The organism is Kribbella sp. NPDC049227 (assembly GCF_043197265.1).
Taxonomy (GTDB): Bacteria; Actinomycetota; Actinomycetes; order Propionibacteriales; family Kribbellaceae; genus Kribbella.
Genome location: NZ_JBICST010000012.1, coordinates 62,886 through 85,226 on the forward strand (window position 1 = coordinate 62,886; position 22,341 = coordinate 85,226).

20 protein-coding genes are annotated in these 22,341 nt (G+C 69.5%); 13 read left to right on the forward strand and 7 right to left on the reverse strand.

From position 1 onward, the window contains the following. The first annotated feature begins 38 nt into the window (after positions 1-38). Positions 39-851, forward strand: a complete 813-nt coding sequence (locus ACGFH6_RS42800; protein WP_393396756.1) for an NAD-dependent epimerase/dehydratase family protein — start codon at positions 39-41, stop codon at positions 849-851. Between the two features lie 2 nt (positions 852-853). Next, complete coding sequence (locus ACGFH6_RS42805) at positions 854-1,519, forward strand: nucleotidyltransferase domain-containing protein (RefSeq protein WP_393396758.1); 666 nt, start codon at positions 854-856, stop codon at positions 1,517-1,519. Here the strand turns inward: ACGFH6_RS42805 and ACGFH6_RS42810 are convergent. Continuing rightward, on the reverse strand, positions 1,509-1,772 hold the full coding sequence (locus ACGFH6_RS42810) for a hypothetical protein (RefSeq protein ID WP_393396760.1): 264 nt from the start codon (positions 1,770-1,772) through the stop codon (positions 1,509-1,511). The genes ACGFH6_RS42805 and ACGFH6_RS42810 overlap by 11 nt on opposite strands. A gap of 64 nt (positions 1,773-1,836) precedes the next feature. Further along, a complete protein-coding gene (locus ACGFH6_RS42815) occupies positions 1,837-2,313 on the reverse strand; it encodes a pyridoxamine 5'-phosphate oxidase family protein (protein ID WP_393396762.1) in 477 nt (158 codons plus the stop codon). A gap of 92 nt (positions 2,314-2,405) precedes the next feature. On the opposite strand from ACGFH6_RS42815, the gene ACGFH6_RS42820 reads away from it, so the two are divergent. From ACGFH6_RS42820 to ligA, 5 genes are all read left to right on the forward strand, one after another. Then, positions 2,406-5,021 carry an ATP-binding protein gene (locus ACGFH6_RS42820; protein ID WP_393396764.1) on the forward strand — a complete coding sequence of 872 codons (2,616 nt, stop codon included), beginning with the start codon at positions 2,406-2,408 and terminating at the stop codon, positions 5,019-5,021. A 52-nt stretch (positions 5,022-5,073) separates the two neighbouring features. After that, positions 5,074-6,276 (forward strand): cysteine desulfurase family protein, encoded by a 1,203-nt coding sequence (locus ACGFH6_RS42825; RefSeq protein ID WP_393396766.1) that lies wholly within the window; start codon positions 5,074-5,076, stop codon positions 6,274-6,276. Then, complete coding sequence (mnmA, locus tag ACGFH6_RS42830) at positions 6,276-7,370, forward strand: tRNA 2-thiouridine(34) synthase MnmA (RefSeq protein WP_393396768.1); 1,095 nt, start codon at positions 6,276-6,278, stop codon at positions 7,368-7,370. The genes ACGFH6_RS42825 and mnmA overlap by 1 nt, the downstream gene beginning before the upstream one ends. Then, positions 7,367-8,347: a methionine synthase vitamin-B12 independent gene (locus tag ACGFH6_RS42835; RefSeq protein WP_393396770.1), complete on the forward strand. Its 981-nt coding sequence runs from the start codon at positions 7,367-7,369 to the stop codon at positions 8,345-8,347. Before mnmA ends, ACGFH6_RS42835 begins: the two co-directional genes overlap by 4 nt. Positions 8,348-8,437: 90 nt before the next feature. Beyond that, positions 8,438-10,543 carry an NAD-dependent DNA ligase LigA gene (ligA, locus tag ACGFH6_RS42840; protein ID WP_393396772.1) on the forward strand — a complete coding sequence of 702 codons (2,106 nt, stop codon included), beginning with the start codon at positions 8,438-8,440 and terminating at the stop codon, positions 10,541-10,543. A gap of 73 nt (positions 10,544-10,616) precedes the next feature. Here the strand turns inward: ligA and ACGFH6_RS42845 are convergent, their stop codons facing one another. Beyond that, positions 10,617-11,060: a hypothetical protein gene (locus tag ACGFH6_RS42845; protein ID WP_393396774.1), complete on the reverse strand. Its 444-nt coding sequence runs from the start codon at positions 11,058-11,060 to the stop codon at positions 10,617-10,619. 75 nt (positions 11,061-11,135) lie between these two features. Here ACGFH6_RS42845 and ACGFH6_RS42850 point away from each other — a divergent pair, with 75 nt between their 5' ends. Together ACGFH6_RS42850 and ACGFH6_RS42855 are read left to right on the forward strand one after the other, a co-directional pair. Next, positions 11,136-12,119 carry a hypothetical protein gene (locus ACGFH6_RS42850; RefSeq protein WP_393396776.1) on the forward strand — a complete coding sequence of 328 codons (984 nt, stop codon included), beginning with the start codon at positions 11,136-11,138 and terminating at the stop codon, positions 12,117-12,119. 22 nt (positions 12,120-12,141) lie between these two features. Then, positions 12,142-12,366, forward strand: a complete 225-nt coding sequence (locus ACGFH6_RS42855) for a hypothetical protein (protein WP_393396778.1) — start codon at positions 12,142-12,144, stop codon at positions 12,364-12,366. A gap of 18 nt (positions 12,367-12,384) precedes the next feature. Here the strand turns inward: ACGFH6_RS42855 and ACGFH6_RS42860 are convergent, their stop codons facing one another. Next, the gene (locus ACGFH6_RS42860; protein WP_393396780.1) at positions 12,385-13,032 is read right to left on the reverse strand and encodes an ACT domain-containing protein; all 648 of its coding nucleotides are present in this window, start codon (positions 13,030-13,032) and stop codon (positions 12,385-12,387) included. A 226-nt stretch (positions 13,033-13,258) separates the two neighbouring features. Here ACGFH6_RS42860 and gatC point away from each other — a divergent pair, with 226 nt between their 5' ends. Genes gatC through gatB form a run of 3 tightly spaced genes read left to right on the forward strand, consistent with a single transcriptional unit; the run spans position 13,259 to position 16,555 of the window. After that, complete coding sequence (gatC, locus tag ACGFH6_RS42865) at positions 13,259-13,555, forward strand: Asp-tRNA(Asn)/Glu-tRNA(Gln) amidotransferase subunit GatC (RefSeq protein ID WP_131355449.1); 297 nt, start codon at positions 13,259-13,261, stop codon at positions 13,553-13,555. A gap of 1 nt (position 13,556) precedes the next feature. After that, the gene (gene gatA / locus ACGFH6_RS42870) at positions 13,557-15,062 is read left to right on the forward strand and encodes an Asp-tRNA(Asn)/Glu-tRNA(Gln) amidotransferase subunit GatA (RefSeq protein ID WP_393396783.1); all 1,506 of its coding nucleotides are present in this window, start codon (positions 13,557-13,559) and stop codon (positions 15,060-15,062) included. Further along, positions 15,059-16,555, forward strand: a complete 1,497-nt coding sequence (gene gatB, locus ACGFH6_RS42875; protein WP_393396785.1) for an Asp-tRNA(Asn)/Glu-tRNA(Gln) amidotransferase subunit GatB — start codon at positions 15,059-15,061, stop codon at positions 16,553-16,555. Before gatA ends, gatB begins: the two co-directional genes overlap by 4 nt. 110 nt (positions 16,556-16,665) lie before the next feature. Here gatB and ACGFH6_RS42880 read toward each other — a convergent pair whose 3' ends face one another. From ACGFH6_RS42880 to ACGFH6_RS42890, 3 genes are all read right to left on the reverse strand, one after another. Next, a complete protein-coding gene (locus tag ACGFH6_RS42880; protein ID WP_393396787.1) occupies positions 16,666-17,154 on the reverse strand; it encodes a hypothetical protein in 489 nt (162 codons plus the stop codon). A 129-nt stretch (positions 17,155-17,283) separates the two neighbouring features. Continuing rightward, positions 17,284-18,405 (reverse strand): PQQ-dependent sugar dehydrogenase, encoded by a 1,122-nt coding sequence (locus ACGFH6_RS42885; RefSeq protein ID WP_393396789.1) that lies wholly within the window; start codon positions 18,403-18,405, stop codon positions 17,284-17,286. 70 nt (positions 18,406-18,475) lie between these two features. Next, the gene (locus tag ACGFH6_RS42890; protein WP_393396791.1) at positions 18,476-19,393 is read right to left on the reverse strand and encodes an LLM class flavin-dependent oxidoreductase; all 918 of its coding nucleotides are present in this window, start codon (positions 19,391-19,393) and stop codon (positions 18,476-18,478) included. A gap of 197 nt (positions 19,394-19,590) precedes the next feature. On the opposite strand from ACGFH6_RS42890, the gene ACGFH6_RS42895 reads away from it, so the two are divergent. Beyond that, entirely contained in the window at positions 19,591-22,332 is a 2,742-nt protein-coding gene (locus ACGFH6_RS42895) for a LamG-like jellyroll fold domain-containing protein (protein ID WP_393397211.1), read from the forward strand. Positions 22,333-22,341 lie beyond the last annotated feature (9 nt).

Sequence of the window (22,341 nt, forward strand, 5' to 3'; positions counted from 1 at the left end):
CGGTGGCGGTGACCGGTGGGGTGGCTACGATGCGCCGGGTGCGGATTTGGGTGAGTGGGGCGAGGGGGAAGCTGGGGAGTGAGGTCTGCCGGCAGCTGGTGGCCGACGGGCACGAGGTGGTCGAGGCTGATCTGACCGGGCCGGCGCCTGTCGACCTGAGCGATCGTGAAGCGGTCGCCCGTTCGCTGCGTGGGGCGGACGCGATCGTGCACTGCGCCGCGATCCCCAGCCCGGAGAACATCACGCCACTGCGCTTGGTGGAGATCAACGCCCTCACCACGTTCAACGCCCTCGAGGAGGCCTGGACCCAGGGCATCCGCACCGCCGTCCTCGCATCGAGCGGATCGATCTACGGCACGGCCTGGTCTCCGGAAGAGCTCACCGTCGCCGAGGTCCCGATCGACGAGGAGACCGAGCTGCGGTACGTCGACCCGTACGCGTTGACCAAAGACCTGCTGGAACGCACCGGCCAGATGTACGCGCGCCGCGGCATGCAGGTCACCGCTCTGCGCTTCCACTGGATCCTCACGCCCACCGATGTACGCCGCTACATCGCCGAAGCACCGCCCGAGGACAACCGGCGCAACCTCTGGGGGTACGTCGACCTGGTCGAGGCAGCCCGGGCCTGCGTGCTCTCCCTGCGACCCCGGCCAACCGCTCAACGGTTCGAGACCCTGCTGATCGCCGCGGAGGACACTGGCATGGAGCAGCCGACCGCCGAACTGCTCGCCCGCTACTCACCGACCACCGCGATCCGCGGAGACCTCCCCGGCACCACGTCGCCGTACGACTGCCGCCGTGCCGCCGAGATCATCGGCTGGACCCATCAGAGCCGTTGGAGGGACCGTTGACCGTGGAGCGCACGTGGTATCCGGACGGACTGGACGCGGAGGAACTCGCGTTCCAGCGGCTGTACGGGCCGTGGAAGCAGTCGACTCCCGCGGAGGCGCGAGAGGTGCTCGACGGGTACGACGGGGAGTGGTGGATCGCCGGCGGATGGGCGATCGAGGCCTTCACCGGCGTACGGCGGGAACACGAAGACGTCGACGTGTCGCTCTGGCGGCGGGACATCGAGAAGCTGCGGCTGCACCTGAAGGGCAAGTACGACCTGTGGTCGAACGCGGGTGGACAGCTCCGGCCGCTCACCGACCAGCGGCCGGACCAGCCAGCAGACGCCGACCAGATCTGGTTGCGGAAGCACGCTCTGTCGGCGTGGGAGTTCGACCTGGTGGTGAATCCGGACCGCGACGGCCGGTGGGTGTTCCGCCGCGACCCGGAGCTCGACTACGACCTCCACGACATCAGCTGGGTCACGCCCGACGGCATCCGCTGCCTGAACCCCGAGATCGCGCTCGCCTACAAGGCGAAGCAGTCACGCCCGAAGGACGAGCAGGATCTGGCCGCGACGCTCCCGTTGCTGACCGACGAGCGTCGTACCTGGCTCGCCGACATGATCGAGCATCTGCATCCCGGGCACGCCTGGATCGAGACCGTCAGGGCTGAGCCGCTCAGGCGATGAGGCGGCGGCGGAGTTCCGCGACGTCCTGCGTGATCGCTGCCTGCCGGTCCGCGGCCGCGTTCGTGTAGGTCGCCAGTTGATCGGTGACCGTGGCGCAGCGTTCACGCAGTCGCGCGGCCTTGTCCACGGCGGCGGCCCGGTCCGCGGCGTTGCCGACCCGGAGTTTCCAGTAGCGGAAGACGCCGATGCCGATCAGTACCGCGTCGAACGCGGTGGAGAGCCGATCGACCTTGTTCTGCAGTCCGCCCTGCACCTCCGACAGCCGGGAGCGCAGGCGGAGCTTCGCTCACCGGAAGGATGGCGTGACCTGGGTCACCTCACGACCACACCGGGCGGCGGGAGTCGATGCCGGTGCCGTAGTCCGGATCGCCGCCGCGGACCAGGATCCAGTGGTCGGTCGCGTGGGCTCGGTAGAGGCGGAGCTCCTCAGGCTCGCGGAGTTCGTCGACGGAGAACGCGCGCAGCTCCGGGTAGCGGGAGGCGTAGAAGGCCGCGGTGCGTTCGAGTTCGTCGTCGGGAACGCGTTCGGCCCGGGCACGGAAGTAGACGGCCGAGGCGCCGCCGATCGGGACGCTGGAGTCGAAGATCGCGATGCTCACGTCCGGGTTGGCCGCGATGTTCACCGAGTGCGCGGCCGCGGTCGACGAGGCCCAGTAGAACGTGGCGTGACCGTCCGGGGTGAAGTAGACCGGGGTCACCCACGGCCGGCCGTCGGGGTCGACCGTCCCCAGCGTCATGTACTTGTTCGCTTCGATGACCGCCGCCGCGCGCCGGTCGAGGATGTCCTGAGTCATGGGTTCACCGTCGCATCGGACACCACGCACTGTCCTCAGTAGCGGCCACGGAACCGCCACCGAGCGCACCATAGCCAGGGCATGATGGGGCCGTGGCTGGTCCGAGAGACGTGTCCGCGCGGGAGGCCGAGGTCCTGTCCGCGCTGGCCGGCGACCGCTCGAACGCCCAGATCGCGCGGCACCTGCACATCAGCGTCCGCACGGTCGAGAGCCATGTCTCGTCACTGCTGCGCAAGTACGGCGTCTCGGACCGCCGTGAACTGGCCAGACTCGCCGAGCTGGAAGGCGTGGACCCGGCACGGACCCACGGATTCACCGCACCGACCGGTCCGGGCACCAGCTTCGTCGGCCGCGAGCAGGACCGCGCCGAACTCGTGGCTGCCCTCGACAGCAACCGACTGGTGAGCCTCCTGGGTCCCGGCGGCGTCGGCAAGACCCGGTTGGCCCTGCGCGTCGCCGCCGAGGTCGGCGAGAACTATCCGTACGGCGGAGCGGTCGTCGACCTGGTCCCGGTGCGGCCCGGGTTCGTCGTCGCAGCTGTGGCGGAGGCGCTCCAGGTGCGAGAGCAACCGCCGCAGACGCTCACCGACGCGGTGGTGGGACGCCTCACGCAGGGGAGAACTCTGCTCGTGCTCGACAACTGCGAACACGTGGTGGCGGACGTAGGCGACCTGGTTGCGCGCATCCTGACCGAGGCACCGGAGACCGCCGTACTGGCGACCAGTCGGGAGCGGATCGGGGTGGCGGGGGAGCGGCCGCTGCGGCTGGGACCGCTGGAGGGGTCCGAGGCCGAGCAGCTGTTCCGGGACCGGGCCGCCTTGGTCGCACCGGAGTTCTCGGGGACTGAGCAGGCCGACATCGCGGCGCAAGTGTGTGCAGGAGTCGACGGCGTACCGCTGGCGATCGAGTTGGCCGCAGCCCGTGCGGGCTCGCTGGGGCCGGACGGGCTGCTGGCCGCGCTGGACGACCGTCTGCGGCTTCTGGCCGGCGGACGCGGGGCGAACGAGCGGCACCACTCTCTGGCTCAGGTCATCGGCTGGAGCTACGACCTGCTCGACGACGACGAGCGTGCACTGTTCCGGCGGCTCGGAGTGTTCGTCGGCGGGTTCGACCTCGCCACCGTCAGCGGGGTAGCGCCCGGAAGCTCCCGCGGCGAGCTGAGCGACCTGCTGGGTCGTCTGACCGACAAGAGCCTCCTGTATCGCAGCCAGCACGCCGGCACGAGCAGGTGGCGCATGCTGGAGACGGTCCGCGTCTACGCGCTGGAGGAGCTCGGCCGATCCGGTGAGTACGACGAGGTCGCCGTACTGCACCTGGCTTGGGCCGGTGCCGTTGCGGCGGACCTGGAGGCGCGCCTCGAAGCGGGGGAGGAGTGGCAGGCCGAGTTCGATCAGGTCACCGCTGATCTCCGGGCAGCGGTCAGCCGCCCGGAGGCCGACGTACGGCGGTTGGCCCGGCGGCTGGCTCACCTGACCTTCGCCCGCAAGCGGTTCGTCGAGGCGCACGACCACTACCTGACGGCCGCCGCCCACGCCACCGATTCCGCGGAGCTGTACGACGACCTCCGGGACGCGGCCGATGCGACGCTGACTGTTGCCGACGGCACGCAGGCGTATCACCTGATGCTCCGCGCGGCGGACCGCGCAGCCGCCGAAGGCAACCATGAGCTTCAGCAGGAAGCCCTCGCGTACGTCGTCATGATGATGAACCGCTACGAGGTCGAGCCTCCGCTCCCCGCTGACCGTGGTGCGAGCCTGATCGCGGCCGATGCGGACACGGTTCAGGTCCACATCGCGCGGGCCTGGGTGGCGCGCCTCGAGCTCGAGCCTGCCGAGACCGCCGTTGCGGCGGCCCGGCAGTCGAAGGACCCACTGGCCGTGATGAACGCGCTCGACGCGTACAGCACAGCCCTCTGCGCTGCCGGCCGCCTCCGTGACGCGCGCCAGGCGGCGGTCGAGCGGCTCGAAATGGCCGCGACCCTCCCGGAGCACGACCCCCGGGCATGCGCGGAGATTGTGGACGCGTTCCACGTCGCCTCCGCGACCGCGGTCGTGGTCGGGGATGTGGTCGAGGCGGTCCGGCTGGCGCGGCTGACCGATGACCCCATGCACAGGCATCCGTTCATCACCGGCCCGCGCCAGGTTCGTGCGTTCACGCTGGGCGGTCTGTTCGACGAAGCGATCCGCAGCGCGGACGAGATGTGGAGCAGTTGGCAAGCCGCCGGCCGCCCTCCGCACGCCTGGATGTCGTCGGCCGCATGCATGGCTGCGCTCGCGCACGGTCTGCTCGGCACTGAACGGGAACAGGTCTGGCACGCCCGGGCACTGCAGATGGCCCGCGTCCGCACTCCGGCCGCGGATCCGAATCTGCAGGCCGCAGCGGCGTTCGTCGCCGCGCGCCTGGCACTCCACCGCAACGACACCAGGGCCGCCGGGGCGGTGGTCCGGGGAGCCTTCGCGGACTTCCCCGAGCCCTGGTGGGTCCCGTACGCCCACGCCGCCGGCGCCGAGCTGGCGGTGGTCGCGGGACTGGCCGACGCCGAGCGCTATGTCGAGCGGGCCTCGGCTGCCGAGAACCTGTGGTCGGACGCCGTCGTACTCCGGATCAGGGCCCGCCGGACCGGCGACCCGGAGGCCGTCGCCGAGGCGGCGGCCGCGTTCGAGCGGATCGGGGCCCGGTTCGAGCAGAAGGTCACGCTGGAGCTGTGAATCGGCCCGGATGAGCGGGAACAACGGCGGCGGACATACCCTTGAAACCGATATGACTGCTTCCGACCGCCGCCCGGTGTACCTGGACCACGCGGCGACGACCCCGATGTTGCCGGCAGCGATCGAGGCGATGACCTTCCACCTCGCGCGCACCGGCAACGCGTCGTCCCTGCACGGCTCCGGCCGCTGCGCCCGGCGGACCGTCGAGGAGTCGCGCGAGACGATCGCCGCGGCCCTCGGGGCCCAGCCGAGCGAGGTCGTGTTCACCTCCGGCGGGACCGAGTCGGACAACCTGGCCCTGAAGGGGCTGTGGTGGGCGCGGCTGGCCGAGGATCCGCGCCGGCGCCGGATCCTGCTGAGCGGGATCGAGCATCACGCCGTCCTCGATCCGGCCGTCTGGCTGGCCGAGCACGAGCAGGCCGAGATCGAGTGGCTGCCGGTCGACGAGCTCGGCCGGGTGCGGCCGGACGACGTACGGCGGGCGATCGAGCAGGACCCGGAGTCCGTGTCCTTCGTCACGTTGATGATGGCGAACAACGAGGTCGGCACGCTGCAGCCGGTGCGTGAGATCGCGGAGCTCGCGAAGGAGTACGGCGTCCCCGTGCACACCGACGCGGTCCAGGCGGTCGGGCAGGTGCCGGTCGACTTCGCCGAGCTGGGCGTCGACGCGATGACCGTGTCGGCTCACAAGCTCGGTGGTCCGTACGGGATCGGTGCGCTGGTCGTGCACAAGGAGACGAAGCTGACGCCGGTCCTGCACGGCGGCGGCCAGGAGCGTGACGTACGCTCCGGCACCCTGGACGCTCCCGCGACGGCCGGTTTCGCGGTCGCGGTCGAGCATTCGGTCAAGCACCAGCCGGACGAGGCGCGGCGGCTGACCGAGCTGCGGGACGCGCTGATCAGCGGCGTGGTGACCACGGTCGAGGGCGCCAAGTTGTCGGGGGACCCGGCGAACCGTTTGCCCGGTAACGCACACTTGTCCTTCAGCGGCTGCGAGGGCGACTCACTCCTGCTGCTGCTGGACGCACGCGGGATCGAGGTCTCCACCGGCTCCGCGTGCAACGCCGGGGTCGCCGAGCCGAGCCATGTCCTGCTGGCCATGGGGTACGACGACCAGCGGGCGCGCGGATCGCTGCGGTTCACCCTCGGCCACACCAGCACCCGCGCCGACATCGACGCCGTACTGGACAACATCGGACCGGTGGTGGAGCGGGCGAAGTCCGCCGGACTGCAGAACGTGGGAAGGAACACCTGATGCGGGTACTCGCAGCCATGAGCGGCGGGGTCGACTCCGCCGTCGCGGCGGCGCGGATGGCCGAGGCCGGGCACGACGTGGTCGGAGTGCACCTGGCGCTGAGCCGCAACCCGCAGTCGTACCGCAGCGGCGCGCGCGGCTGCTGCACCATCGAGGACTCCCGCGACGCCCGCCGGGCCGCGGACGTGATCGGCATCCCGTTCTACATCTGGGACCTGGCCGAGCGGTTCCATGCCGACGTGGTCGAGGACTTCGTCAGCGAGTACGCCGCCGGCCGGACGCCGAATCCGTGCCTGCGCTGCAACGAGAAGGTGAAGTTCAGCGCCGTACTCGAGCGGGCGCTGGCGCTCGACTTCGACGCGGTCGCGACCGGGCACTACGCGCGGATCGTGGACACCCCGGACGGCGCTCGCGAGTTGCACCGGGCGGTGGACCCGGCCAAGGACCAGTCGTACGTGCTCGGCGTGCTCACCCAGCAGCAGCTCGCGCACGCGTTCTTCCCGCTCGGTGACACGGTCAAGACCGAGGTGCGGGCCGAGGCCGAGCGTCTCGGCCTGTCGGTGGCGGCCAAGCCGGACAGCCACGACATCTGCTTCATTGCCGACGGCAACACTCCCGGCTTCCTCGACCAGCATCTGGGCCAGGCGCCGGGTGACATCGTCGATGCGCAGGGCAACAAGCTCGGCGAGCACAAGGGCACGCACGGCTTCACCGTAGGCCAGCGCAAGGGCCTGCGGATCGGTACGCCGGCCGCCGACGGCAAGCCGCGGTTCGTGCTGGACATCAGCCCGGTGGACCGCACGGTCACGGTCGGCTCGCGCGAGGAGCTGGCGGTCTCGCACCTGACCGCCTCGAAGCCGCGGTGGTGCGGACCCGTGCCGGCCTCGGAGCTGCACGTCACGGCTCAGCTGCGCGCGCACGGCGAGGAGGTGGCCGTCACCGCCCGCCTCGAGGGTGACCAGGTGCAGGTCTCGTTCGACGAGCCGACGTCAGCCGTGGCGCCCGGTCAGGCAGTCGTGCTGTACGACGGGACGCGAGTGATCGGCTCGGCCACGATCGACACGGTCTCGCGCGTGGCGGCGCAGCACGCATGACGACAACCGGCCTGGGTTCGCTCCCAGGTGACGACATCCGTGAGTGGACGAAGGTGCTGCTCGAGGCTGTCGACATCCCGTTCCTCGCCGAGCTGCCGGCGCGTCCATACGGCGACATGCTCAGCCGGGCGGTCGCCGTACTGAACGAGCTTGCCGCGGACCTGCAGCCGTCGGGCTGGCGGCTCACCGGGGGTGGCGATCCGCGGGCGAGCCTGGACCAGCGGCGGGCACGGTCGCTGCTGGCTGAGGATCTGGATGTGCTCGAAGAGTTGGCGGACGGTTACACCGGGCCACTGAAGCTGCAGCTCACCGGACCGTGGACCCTGGCGTCCACTGTGGAGTTGCCGCGCGGTGACAAGGTGCTGGCGGACCACGGTGCCCGGCGGGACCTCGCTCAGACGCTGGCGCTGGGTCTGAGCGACCACGTGGCCGAGGTACGACGCCGCGTGCCGGGTGCGGACGTCGTCGTACAGATCGACGAGCCGGGGCTGCCTGCTGTGCTGGCTGGAGCCGTCCCGACCGCCAGTGGCTGGAGCAAACACCGGTCTGTGGACGGTCCGGGTGCGGTCGAGTTGCTCAGTCTCGTGACCACGCAGGCACCGACAGTGATCCACTGCTGCGCGGCACGACCGCCGATCGAGGTCTTCACCAAGGCCGGCGCCGCCGGAGTCGCCGTGGACATCTCCCTGCTCAACAACGCCGCCTGGGATCAGATCGCCATCGCGGGCGAGGCGGGCAGCACTCTCTACGCGGGCCTGATCCCGACGACCGGCGCTCTGCCGAACGAGGAGCAGGCCGCCGACCCACTGGTCCGGCGCTGGCGCCAACTGGGCCTCGACCCCGAGATCCTCAAGCAGGCCGTGATCACTCCCGCGTGTGGACTGGCTGCCTCCCCGTCTCCGGCCGATGCGCGGTCCCGCCTCGAACTCCTGCGGCGTACCGCGGATGCCGTCGCCGAAGCCGCGGAGAACAGCTGAAACGTCGGCAGGTCCCGCCCCACGCCCCGCCGCCGAAGGCGGCCGTTCTTCTTTCCCGGGAACGTCGGTGGTGGGCTGTAGGTTTTGCACATGAGCACGGAGATTCCTGCGGCGCCGGCTGAGGTGCGGGAGCGGCACGCCGATTTGAGCAAGGAGATCGAGGAGCACCGGGCGCGGTACTACCTGGCCAGCTCGACCATCTCGGACGCGGACTTCGACGCGCTGATGCATGAGCTGCAGGCGATCGAGGAGAAGTTCCCCGAGCTCCGGACGCCGGACTCACCGACGCAGAAGGTCGGCATCCCGATCTCCACCCTGTTCACCCCGGTGCAGCATCCGACCAGGATGGAGAGCCTCGGCAACGCGTTCTCCGCCGAGCAGATGGAGGCGTGGGCGAAGCGGCTGGAGCGGGAGGTAACGGTCCGGCAGATCCACGACAGCGGCTTCATCTGCGAGCTGAAGGTGGACGGGCTCGCCCTCGACCTGGTCTACGAGAACGGCCGCCTGGTCACCGGCGCCACCCGCGGCGACGGCCGCACCGGTGAGGACGTGACGCCGAACGTCCACACGATCAAGAGCATCCCGAACGAGTTGGAGGGCAAGGACCACCCGGCCTTCCTGGAGGTTCGCGGCGAGGTCTACTTCCGGGTCGAGGACTTCGAGGAGCTGAACGCCCAGCTCGTCGAGGCCGGCAAGGACCCGTTCTCGAACCCGCGCAACAGCGCCGCCGGTTCGCTGCGGCAGAAGGACCCGCGGGTCTCCGCGAGCCGGCCGCTGCGCTTCGTCGTCCACGGCCTCGGCCGCGTCGACGGCTACCACGTCGCGCGGCTGTCGTCGGCGTACGACCAACTCAAGGCCTGGGGTCTGCCGGTCAGCGACCGGGCCCGCAAGGTCGAGACGCTCGACCAGGTGAACGAGTTCATCGCGTACTACGGCGAGAACCGGCATTCGGTCGACCACGAGATCGACGGCGTCGTGGTGAAGGTGGACGAGGTCGACCTGCAGCGTGCGCTCGGCTCCACGTCGAGCGCGCCGCGCTGGGCGATCGCGTACAAGTACCCGCCCGAGGAGGTCACCACCAAACTCCTCGACATCGAGGTGAACGTCGGCCGGACCGGCCGCGTCACGCCGTACGGGAAGATGGAGCCGGTCCGGGTGGCCGGCTCGACGGTCGAGTTCGCGACCCTGCACAACGCGCAGGAGGTCAAGCGCAAGGGCGTGTGGATCGGTGACACCGTCGTACTGCGCAAGGCCGGTGACGTGATCCCGGAGATCCTCGGCCCGGTGATCGACCTGCGGCCCGACGACGCCCACGAGTTCGTCATGCCGACCGAGTGCCCTTCCTGCGGTACGACGCTGCGCCCGATGAAGGAAGGCGACGTCGACATTCGCTGCCCGAACAACAAGTCCTGCCCGGCGCAGCTAAGGGAACGGCTGTTCCACCTGGCCGGCCGGTCCGCCTTCGACATCGAGGTGCTCGGGTTCAAGGGCGCGGACGCGCTGATCAGCGGCGGCCTGATCACGGACGAGGGGGACCTGTTCGCGCTGACCGAACAGGACCTGGCCCGGAGTTCGTTCTTCACCACCAAGGCCGGGGCGCTGTCGGCGAACGCCCAGCGCCTGATCGCGAATCTGGAGCAGGCCAAGACCCAGCCGCTGTCCCGCGGCCTGGTCGCGCTGTCGATCCGCCACGTCGGCCCGACCGCGGCCCAGGCCCTGGCCGCCGTGTACGACGACATCGACGCGGTGCGGGCGGCGAGCGAGGAAGAACTGTCCGAGATCGAGGGCGTCGGCCCGACCATCGCGCACGCGGTGATCGAGTGGTTCGCGGTGGACTGGCACCAGGCGATCGTGGACAAGTGGAAGGCGGCCGGCGTCGAGCTGCGGCAGGAGCGGACCGGGCCGACCGTCGAGCAGACGCTGACCGGTCTGTCGATCGTGGTCACCGGGACGGTCGAGGGGTTCAGCCGTGACGAGGCGACCGAGGCGATCGTGTCCCGGGGTGGCAAGGTGGCCAGTTCGGTCTCGAAGAAGACGTCGTTCGTGGTGGTCGGTGACTCGCCGGGTTCGAAGTACGACAAGGCCGTCCAACTCGGCGTACCGGTCCTCGATGCCCCCGGTTTCCGGGTCCTGCTGGACGACGGCGCGGACGCTGCCGCCGAGGTTGCGACCACCCCCGAACCCGGAGACGCGTAGCGCACCGGATTCCACGGATCCGGCGGCCGGACTGAGCCGTCGGACTGTTAACTTTGCACGTCTACACGTGGGTTCAGAAGGAGCGAATATGACGACGCCGCCACAGGGACCGTGGGGTCCTGGGCAGCCGGGGGGCCAGCCAGGCGGGCAGCAAGGGGGACAGGGAGGTCAAGGCGGCTGGGGACAACAGCCTCCGGGCCAGGGTGGTGGCGGTTGGGGTCAGCGCCCGCAGCAACCGCCGCAACAGGGTCAGCCCCCGCAAGGGCCCCCGCAGCAAGGCCGGCCACCGCAGCAGGGTCAGCCCCCGCACGGGCAGCCTCCGCAGCAAGGCCGCCCCCCGCAGCAGGGTGGCGGCGGCTGGGGCCAGCAGCCGGGCCAGCCAGGCCAGCCCGGTCAGGGCCAGCCCGGCCAGGGCGGTTGGGGCCAGCGCTCCCCGCAGCAGCAGGGCGGCGGCTCCTACCAGCAGCAGCCGTGGAGTCAGCAGGGCCAGCAGCAGGGCGGTTGGCACCAGCAGCAAGGCGGTCAGTCCGGCCAGCAGCAGTGGCAGCAGGGCGGTTCCGGCAAGGGTCCCGGTGGCATCAGCAAGGAGAAGATGCCGCTGGTGATCGGTGGCGGTGTCGTCGGCATCGTGCTGATCGGTCTGCTGGTCTTCCTCGGTGTCCGCGCCCTCGGCGGTGACGACACGCCCGAGGCCGGTCCGACCAACGGGCAGTCGCAGCCGACCGGCAACCAGAGCAACGGCGAGGACGACGGTTCGCTCGGCGAGTCGACCGGTCAGGCGAAGACCGCGACCGAGAAGCTGCAGGGCATCGGGTTCCGGTGCAGCGACCTGTTCAACACCGAGCAGGGTGCGCACCGCGGCTGCTTCAAGTACGACGGCGCGACCGAGGCCGAGGCGGTCTTCCAGTTCCAGAAGGACGGCACCATCCTCGGCGTCCTGCTGCGGTCGCAGAACGAGGACAACGTCAACAACGCCGGCGTCACCTTCGACGCCGAGCTGCAGGCGATCGGCAACGACACGTTCGGCGGCGGCGAGGTCAAGAAGATCCAGGACGCGGTCAAGACCGGCCAGAAGTCGCAGAAGGTCGGCAGCACCTGGGGCGAGTTCGAGCTGCGCAACGACGGCGACGACCTGCAGCTGTCCGGCGGCAAGTCCGGCGCCGACTCGCTCGACCTGCCGCGGAAGGCGTTCGACACGACCGAGCCGCAGCTGGTCGCCGCGCTGAAGACGAAGAAGTACGTCTGCACGAGCTCCTGCAGCAAGCAGGTCGGCAAGTACGGTTCGCAGCGGGTCTACTCCTACGCCGGCAAGGGCGAGGGCATCCGGTCGCTCGAGGTGAGCGCGTCCGGCGACCCGGCGGACGTGAAGACGGCGTTCCCGGCCGCGGTGAACGACGCGTTCGGCGCGCTGAAGGGCGAGGACGTGGCCGCGGTGAAGGAGTACGTCGACAAGCACAGTGACGGCAAGTCGTACGCTGCTTATGTGGCCGGATGGCGGGTCGAGATCACCGGCAACAGCGAGGACGACTACGCCTCGCAGCGGATCTCGGTCAGCTACGAGACCTTCTACGTCTGAGCAAGCGCACAACGGAGGCCGGATGAAGTTCCCCCGCGAGAAGCGGGATCCCCGGACGGTGGTCAAACCGCCGCCGGAGGCATCCCCGCGGGTCGACGGTGGTGGGCCCTGGGGGCCCACCCAGTTCGACCTCCCGGAGCGCACCGGCAGCAACAGCCAGGCGATCCTGATCGTGGCCCTGGTCGGGGTCGTCGTCTTGCTGGTGATCGCAGGACTGTGGACGCTCGCCTACTTCAAGTTCACGTAGGCGAGCGGTCGGGACTGCTCAGGCGGTCGCGCGGATGGTGACTGCCAGCGACGCCAGGTAGCTGAGCCGGGCCACCTCGGAGGCCAGGAACTCCGGCCCGCCGCGCCGGCCGATGACCAGCATCCGGCGGTCGGACTCCAGCGGTGCGGCCACCAGGACCGACTCCGCCAGACCCTTGTGCTCCATCGGGGATTCCATCGTGCTGGCCTTCTTCAGCGGCAGCCAGGTCGCCGCCACGTCACCGAACTCCGGAGTGGCGCTGGTCTCGAGGGCGACCTTCACCTCACTGCCCGTGCCGTCGAGCAACGCGGCCCAGTCGGCGTGCAGCACGGCCGGGGACTGCTCGACCAGGATGTCGATCGCGTCCGCGGGGGCAGACGTCATCTGCTCCACGGCCTCGAGGTCCATGTGCAGTCCGCCGCCGGCGCCGTACCGGGAGAACCAGATGACCTCGACGTCCGCGACGCTGTTGCACGCGGAGACCAGTCGGTCCGGCAGTACGCCGGGCGGCACGTCGACGACGATGTCGTCGACGGCGGTGCCGTTCTCACGGCGGTGCTCGACGATCTCGATCGCGTGGATGTCGGCGTTCACCTCACCGAGGGCGGTGGCCACGGTGCCGAGCGAACCGGGCCGGTCGGGGATGATCAAGCGCAGCAGGAACACCGAACGATCATCTCCCAGCCGATCACCTTGCGCGTAACGCCCTGTCGCGGCCCATGTTACAGAGCGGAACCCGAAGACACGCCCGGCCCTCTCGGCCATCGAGCCCGCAGCGCTGTCCACAGCCCTGGGGGACAAGGAAACGCGACCGATACACGAGCCCACTAGGATGGCCGGGTCCGGGCCGATTTCACCCCGGTCAATCCTCAAGAAACCATTGGATCAGTTCATGCCATCGATTACCCGCGAAGAGGTCGCGCACCTGGCGCGACTGGCGCGGATCGAGCTCACCGACGACGAGCTCGACCACCTCGCCCCGCAGCTCGACCAGATCATCACCTTGGTCGGGCAGGTCAGCCAGGTGGCCGCGGACGACATCCCGCCGACCTCGCATGCCCTCCCGCTCACCAACGTGATGCGCGCGGACGAGAACGTGCCGTGCCTCACACCCGAGCAGGCGCTGTCCGGTGCGCCGGCCGCCGAGGAGCAGCGATTCCGGGTGCCGCGGATCCTGGAGGAGGACTGACATGACAGATCTGATCCGCAAGACCGCGGCTGAGCTCGCGGAGCTGATGACGTCCGGCCAGGCCAGCTCGGTGGAGATCACCCAGGCGCACCTGGACCGGATCGCAGCCGTCGACGGCGACGTGCACGCGTTCCTGCACGTCGACACAGAGGGCGCACTGGCGCAGGCCGCCGCCGTGGACGCTCGCCGCGCGGCGGGCGAGGAGCTCGCTCCGCTGGCCGGTGTCCCGCTGGCGCTGAAGGACGTGCTCACCCAGGAGGGCGTTCCGACCACGGCCGGCTCGAAGATCCTCGAGGGCTGGAAGCCGCCGTACGACTCGACGATGGTGAAGCGGCTGAAGGCGGCCGGCATCGTCATCCTCGGCAAGACCAACATGGACGAGTTCGCGATGGGCTCCTCGACGGAGAACTCGGCGTACGGCACGACCCACAACCCGTGGGACCTCGGCCGGATCCCGGGTGGTTCCGGCGGTGGTTCCTCGGCCGCGCTGGCGGCGTACGAGGCACCGCTCGCGATCGGCACCGACACCGGTGGCTCGATCCGGCAGCCCGGCGCGTTCACGGGGACCGTCGGGGTCAAGCCGACGTACGGCGGGACCTCGCGGTACGGACTGATCGCGCTGGCGTCGTCGCTCGACACGCCTGGTCCATGTGCGCGGACGACGCTCGACGCGGCGTTGCTGCACGAGGCGATCGCCGGCTACGACCCGATGGACTCGACCTCGATCAACCAGCCGGTCCCGGCCGTCGTCGCGGCGGCCCGCAACGGTGATGTCGCCGGCCTGCGCGTCGGCGTGGTCAAGGAGCTCGGCGGCGAGGGGTACCAGCCGGGTGTCGAGGCGCGCTTCCACGAGGCGGTCGAGCTGCTCACCAAGCTCGGCGCCGAGGTGGTCGAGGTGTCCTGTCCGCACTTCCAGTACGCGCTGCCGGCCTACTACCTGATCCTGCCGAGCGAGGCCTCGTCCAACCTGGCCAAGTTCGACGCGATGCGGTACGGGCTGCGGGTCGGCGACGACGGCACGAACAGCGCGGAGAAGGTGATGAACCTGACCCGTGAGGCCGGCTTCGGCGCCGAGGTGAAGCGCCGGATCATGCTCGGCACTCACGCGCTGTCGAGCGGGTACTACGACGCCTACTACGGCCAGGCGCAGAAGGTGCGGACGCTGATCGCCCGCGACTTCGTCAACGCCTACGAGCAGGTCGACGTGCTCGTCTCGCCGGCGACGCCGACGACGGCGTTCGCGATCGGTGACCGGATCGACGACCCGATCGCGATGTACAAGAACGACCTCTGCACGATCCCGTCCAACCTGGCCGGCAACGCGGCCGCGTCGTTCCCGTGTGGTCTGGCCGACGAGGACAACATGCCGGTCGGCTTCCACGTGATGGCGCCGGTGCTGCGCGACGACCTGTGCTACACCGTCGGCGCCGCGCTGGAGTCCGCGCTGGCCGAGCAGTGGGGCGGCGTACTGATGACCAAGGCTCCGGAGCTGGAGGTGACCCGATGACCGCTGACGTCCTCGAGATCGACGACGCGCTGGCGCAGTACGACCCGGTGATGGGCCTCGAGGTCCACGTCGAGCTGAACACGAAGTCGAAGATGTTCTGCGGTTGCCCGACCGAGTTCGGCGCGCCGCCGAACACGCAGACCTGTCCGGTCTGCCTCGGCCTGCCGGGCGCGCTGCCGGTGGTGAACCGCCGCGGCGTCGAGTCCGCGATCAAGATCGGCTTGGCGCTGAACTGCGAGATCGCCGAGTGGTGCCGGTTCGCCCGGAAGAACTACTTCTACCCGGATATGCCCAAGAACTTCCAGACCTCCCAGTACGACGAGCCGATCGCGTACAACGGGTGGACCGAAGTGGTCGTCGACGGGGAGACGTACCGGATCGAGATCGAGCGCGCCCACATGGAGGAGGACACCGGCAAGTCCACCCACGTCGGCGGCGCGACCGGCCGGATCCACGGCGCCTCGCACTCGCTGGTCGACTACAACCGGGCCGGCATCCCGCTGATCGAGATCGTCACCAAGACGATCGAGGTACCGGGGGACAAGGCCGCCGCGGTGGCGCGCGCGTACGTGAGCATGCTGCGCGACCTGCTGCTCGCGCTCGGCGTCTCCGACGTCCGGATGGACCAGGGCTCGCTGCGCTGCGACGCGAACGTCTCGCTGAAGCCTTCGGGCTCCACAGTTCTCGGCACCCGGACCGAGACGAAGAACGTGAACTCGTTCCGCTCGGTCGAGCGCGCGGTGACGTACGAGATCACCCGGCAGGCGGCGGTGCTGTCGGCCGGCGGCAAGGTCGTGCAGGAGACGCGGCACTGGCACGAGGACACCGGCATCACCACCTCCGGCCGGGAGAAGTCCGACGCCGAGGACTACCGGTACTTCCCGGAGCCCGACCTCGTCCCGGTGGCACCGTCGCGCGAATGGGTCGAGGAGATCCGCGCTTCGTTGCCGGAGGCACCTTCACTGCGACGGGTCCGGTTGCAGGAGGAGTGGGGCTTCACCGACCTCGAGATGCGCGACGTCGTCAACGGCAACGCGCTCGAGCTGATCGTCACGACGGTCGGCCTCGGGGTGAGTCCCGCGGCCGCCAAGAAGTGGTGGCTGGGTGAGCTCGCCCGGGCCGCGAACGAGAGCGGCAAGGATCTGGGCGAGCTGGGAATCAGTCCGACCGATGTCTCCAACGTGCAGGCACGGGTCGACAAGGGCGAGCTGAACGACAAGCTGGCGCGTCAGGTCTTCGACGGTCTGCTCAAGGGCGAAGGCAGCATCGACGAGATCATCGCCGCCCGGGGCCTTGCGCTGGTTTCCGACGATTCGGCGCTGATCGAGGCGATCGACCGGGCGATCGCGGCCAACCCGGACGTGGTCGAGAAGGTCAACTCCGGCAAGCCGGCCGCGGCCGGCGCGCTGATCGGCGCGGTCATGAAGGACATGCGCGGTCAGGCGGATGCTGCCAAGGTCCGTGAGTTGCTGAACGCCAAGCTCGGTATCTGAACCTGGCGGGCAAGCTTGCAAGCTTGCTGGCCTGCAAGCGGGCTAGCTTGCCCGCCTGAGCAGCCTGGCGCCGGACCCTTGGGTGAGCCACCCAGGGGTCCGGCTCCGTGTCAGGCTGCCTTCTTGTCCTTGTCGGACTTGTGCGGCGCGTTCGCGATGACCTCGCGTTCGACCCGCCCGTCGTCGTCGACGTCCGTGGCGTCCGCGAGCAGCGTTCGCGCGACGGACAGTTCGTCGGGCGGGCAGCGCACCTCGAAGCGCGTCGGCACGATCTCGGTCGTCTCCGCGTCGGGCCTGTTCCGCACGAGTCCGCGGAACAGTCCCCACAGCGCGCCGAGGAGTACGCCGTACACGAAGCCCCAGACGACGACGGCAAGACCGGTCAACGTGGTCTCGGCGACGAGGGTGATGAAGACGGCGGCGAGGATGCCGAGGAGCGCGCCCTGCAAGGCGCCGACGCCGGTCAGCTTGGCGACCGGGACGACCCGTTTCCTGCGGGCCTGTCTCAGGTCGGATCCGACCACTTCCAGGCTGCCCGCTTCCATCCCGTAACTGCGCAGATAGCTGACCGTCTGCTGAGCATCCTCGAAGGTGCTCACCGAAGCGACCACACTGCTAGGGACAACGGACACCTGATCGGGCCGCATCACCAACTCCTCCCTCAACCGGTTGTTCTCAAGGCTTCCCCCACTAGTACCAGACGCGCAAAGACTTGAAACGGTTGTCGGTCAACGGCTGATGGTGATGCGGAGAATTCTGTCGTCGCCGTCGCGGGTGCCGCCGCGGCCATCGGTGTTGGAAGTGGTCAGCCAGAGCGAGCCGTCCGGCGCGGTCTCGACCGTGCGCAGCCGGCCGAACTGGTTGGTGAAGAACGCCTGCGGCTCGCCGGTTCGCTTGCCGTCGGCAACTGGTATGGCCCACAACCGCTCGCCGCGGAGCGACGCCATGAAGATGTGCCCCTGCGCGAACGCGATACCGCTCGGCGACGCGTCGCTGGTCCGCCACTGCGCGATCGGGTCCGCCATACCGTCGAGTCCGCTCACGCCCTCGGCGGCCGGCCATCCGTAGTTCGTGCCGGCGGTGATCGCGTTGAGTTCGTCCCACGTGTTCTGGCCGAACTCGGCGGCGTACAACTGCTTGCCGTCGAAGGCGAGGCCCTGCACGTTGCGGTGGCCCTTGCTGAACCAGGGCCGGCCGTCCGGATTGCCGGGCGCGGCCTTGCCGTCGGTGGTGATGCGCAGGACCTTCCCGCCCAGTGACTCGTCGTCCTGGGAGTTCGGCCGCTCGGACCCGTCACCGGTCCCGGCGTACAGGTACCCGTCCGGGCCGAACCGCAGTCGCCCGCCGTTGTGGACCGCCGACTCCGGGATCCCGTCGAGGATCACCTGCTGGTCGGACAGTTTGTTGTTCTGGAACGTGATCCGGGCGATCCGGTTGTCGTCGTCGGTGGAGTAGTAGGCGTAGATGTACGGCCTGCCCGGATACCCAGGATCCACGGCCAGCCCGAGCAGTCCGCCCTCGGACGACCCGTCGACGTCGTCCACCTCGCCGACCTCGTTCGCCTGCCCGCCCGCGATCCGCTTGATCTTGGCCGAATCCCGCTCCGCGACGAGTGCACTCTTGTCCGGCAGGAACGCGAGCCCCCACGGTACGTCGATTCCCGTCGCCACCGTCGACGCCACAGTCAGCTTGACCGGCCCTTGCCGGCTCGTGCTCGGCGCGGCGCTGGACGTCGTACCGGTGCTGCTCGGTGCGGGCGTCGTACTGGGCGCGGACGTGCCGGGATTCGACGTCGTCGCGGCACCGTCATCGGAGCACCCCGCAGCCAACGCCAGCGCGGTCAAAACCACCGCAGCCCGTCCACGCTGCCTGACCCTAGTCCCGCCCACGCCGTCTCCTCAGGTCGTCCTGCCTCCCAAGTTAGCGTCCAACACCAGCCAGTACGGCGGGAATCACCCGAGCCGAAACCAATTCGAGAGACCGCAGCGCCGCCTCGTGCGACATGGTGGGAAGCCGCAACCAGTGCGCGAACTGCACGAACCGCGTCGCCGCGTGCAACTCGATCAGCCGGTCGGCGACGTCCTCCGGCGTACCGACCAGATAGTCCTCCCGCCGCAACGCCGGCGGCTCGGTCCCGCCGTACGACGCGATTTCCCCTTCCAGATAAGCGATCCCAGGCGCCGCGTCGGCCCAGGCCCGATCCGCGTCCTCGTCCACGTGCATGATCCCGGTGCAGATCAGCGGCGGCGGCTCGTCGACGACCTCGTCCAGTAGCTTCCGCCGGGCGATCAGATCCGCCGGGGTCGCGCAGTAGATGATCACTCCGTCGCCCACCCGCGCCGCCCGCCGCAGCCCCGCCGCCGTCACTCCAGCGGCGTAGATCGGGATCCGGTGGCCGGGCCGCGGTGTCACCGACAGGTCGCCGGCCCACGCGCGTCGGATCCGCTCCACGCCTTCCTCGAGCAGTGCCCCGCGCCGTCGTCTGTCGGCTCCGAACGCGGCGAACTCGCGCTCGGCGTACCCCTGGCCGACCCCCAGCACGAACCGCCCACCCGACACCAGGTCAAGCACGGCCGCGTCCTCCGCCACCCGCAACGGATGATGCAGCGGCAACACCAGCACGTTCGTCCCGATCCGGATCCGCGCCGTCCGCCCCGCAAGCACTCCGGCCATCACCAAGGGCGAAGGCAACATGCCGTCCGCGGTCAGATGGTGCTCCGACAACCAAGCCCCCGCGAACCCGAGCTGGTCGGCAACCACCACCTCCTCCACCCGTTCCCCCGAGTACCCCGCCCCCGCCCCCCGAACGTCCACCAGAACCCCGAACTCGACAGCCACCCGACCACCGTCTCCCGCCCGGCCGGCGCCCGTCCAATGCCAACCACAGGCGTAGTCCATGCACCCCACACATGGGGTACTGGGGCGTTCCGGTTTGTATGGGTGAACTGTATGGGTTGTACCTGTTGGTCACCGTGTGCGCTCCTTAGGATCCGTACCGCATCTATGGCTCGGGGGAGTCGAGAGCGGTGGGCGCGATGTACGGGTGGGGTCTGCCCCAGGGGCGGAAGACTTTGGCGCGGCGTGCGGTGGCGGGTTTCTGCGCGCTGGCAGTGGGACTGTTCGGGTCGGTGATCGTGGCGCCGGCCGACGCTCAACCGGCGGCGGTGACCAGCACGGCCGCCGACGACTCTCCGGCCAAGCGGGCGAAGGCGACCGGGAAACGAGTCGAGGTGCCGGAGAAGCGCACCGAGACCACGCAGACGTTCGCCAACCCGGACGGCACGTTCACGCTCGAGCAGACCAACATCCCGGTCCGCGTGAAGCGTGGCGACCAGTGGGCCGACATCGACACGACACTCGCGAAGAGCGCTGACGGCCGGCTGCGGCCGAAGGCGACCGCGCTCGACATGACGTTCTCCGGCGGCGGCACCGACCCGCTCATCGTGATGACGTCCGACGGCCACGAGCTCGCGCTCAGCTGGCCCGGGACGCTGCCCCAGCCGGTCGTCGACGCCGACAACGTCACCTACCCGAACGTGTTCCCCGACGTCGACCTCAAGATCACCGCCTTCGCCGACTCCTACAGCGAGGTCCTGATCGTCAAGACCCCGGCCGCGGCCCGGCTGCCGCAGCTGCAGAACCTCGACCTCGGGATGAAGGCGCCCGGCCTGACCGTGGCGAAGTCCAGGGGCGGCGTGATCGAGGCGAAGGACCACCTCGGCAAGCTGGTCTTCAGCGGATCGCAGCCGATCATGTGGGACTCCCGCGGTACGGCGACAGCACCGACGGACGACGACCGGACCGAGGCTCCGCTCGAAGGCGACAAGGTCGTCCAGCTTCCGGCGACGGTCTCGAAGAACGCGCTGACGATCAGCCCGGCGCCCGCGCTGCTGAACGACGCCGCGACGCGGTACCCGCTGCACATCGACCCGACGTTCAACTCGGCGCAGTCCGGTCGCGCGATGATGAACGAGCACTACCCGACCACCCCGTCGTGGAACTGGGAAGGCCCGGAAGGCGTCGGGTACCAGTCGTTCGAGCCGTGGAGCCGCAAGCGCCTGATCTACAAGATGGGGATCTCCGGTCTCGCCGGCGCCCACATCACCTCGGCCATCTTCAGTGCCTACGAGACGTGGGCCGCCAGTTGTACGCCGAAAGCGGTGGAGGTCTGGAAGGTCGCCGCGATCAACACGGAGGTCAACTGGAGCAACGGCTCGGGCTCCAACGTCTGGCTCAAGAAGCTGGCCTCGGCCACCGATGCAGTCGGTCGCGACGAATGCACTCCGAACGGGAAGTGGCTCGAGTTCAACGTGCTGACCGCGGTCGCCGAGCAGGCCGCCGCGCGGAGCGGCTGGGTCCACCTGGGGGTGCGCGCGACCAACGAAGCCGACTCGCTGGCCTGGAAGAGATTCCACAAGGCGGTCAAGTTGACGATCGGCTACAACTGGATCCCGCAGGTCTCCGGCATGCGGACGACGGATCCCACGTCGGGTTGCGCGACCGACTACCAGAACCCGGCCCGGCTCAACCAGACCAGCCCGGTCCCGCACGTCAAGATTCTCGACAGCGACCTGCAGCCGTCGTCGGCAGGCTTCGAGTTCTGGTACAACGGCGGCGGGGCGGCGGCCCAGCGGCTGACCAGCGTCACCAAGGTCAGTGGCAGCACGATTGACTTCACGCCACAAGCCGACGTCGCACCGCTGGAGACGAACCGGCTGATCGGCTGGCGGGTCCGTGCCTGGGACGGTGTCGACTACTCGGCCTGGTCGCCGTTCTGCTGGTTCATCATCGACACCTCCAAACCGGTGGCTCCGGACGTCACGATCACGTCGGGGGAGGACAAGATCTACTCCCTCGGTGAGACGGTCAGCGTCAAGATCGTCGCGACCGCCGTCGACCAGAACTACTTCCGCTACACCATCGACAGCGAGGAGCCGACGAGCGCGAACATCCCGGTCAATCCCGGCACCTTCACCTTCACCGCCACGAAGACCGGCCCGACGGTGATCAGGGCCTGGGCCTACGACCGCTCGAACAACCGCAGCGCCTTGTACGGCGAGGCGGCCGCAAAGGTCCAGACGGGCGCCGCAGCCGGCATCTGGAGGATGGACGAGGGCTCGGGAATCACCACAGCGGACTCGAGTACGTTCGGGCGTCGACTCAACCTGGCGACCACGGCGACCTGGGCGTCCGGGGACCGGTGGGATCCGTCGGCGACGAATCAGGACTGGTCGGTCGCGCTGACCGGCGGCGCCACGCTGGGTTCGCCGGCGAGCGACATCGTCGACACCAGCCGGAGCTTCAGCGCCAGCGTGAGGGTGAAGCTGGGAAACACACCCGGGCGTCAGATCGCGTTGAGCGAGGACCGCGCCGGCACCAGTGGATTCATGCTGGGAGTCCAGAGCCAGGACTTGTCCGATCCTGGCGATCCCAAGGCCGTGTGGTCCTTCTCGATCCCGAACCCGAACGGATCCGGCGAGTTGTCGGTTCTGTCGCAACCCACACCGTACCTGGCCGGTGACTGGGTCTACCTCACCGGCATTTACGACTCCGGGGAACACACGCTGACCCTGTTCGTCGGCGAGGACGCGGTGGCGACGACCGTGGACATTCCTCCGACGACGGACGCACCCGGGCTGCTGCGAGTCGGTACCGGCACGGTCGCGGGTGTGGCCCGTCCGATCGACGGCCAGGTCGACGACGTTCGCATCTACCCCGGTCCGATCGACAACGCCGCGGTCTACACGGACCTGTACGACTCCGCCCCGACCAACTGAGGACCTCTG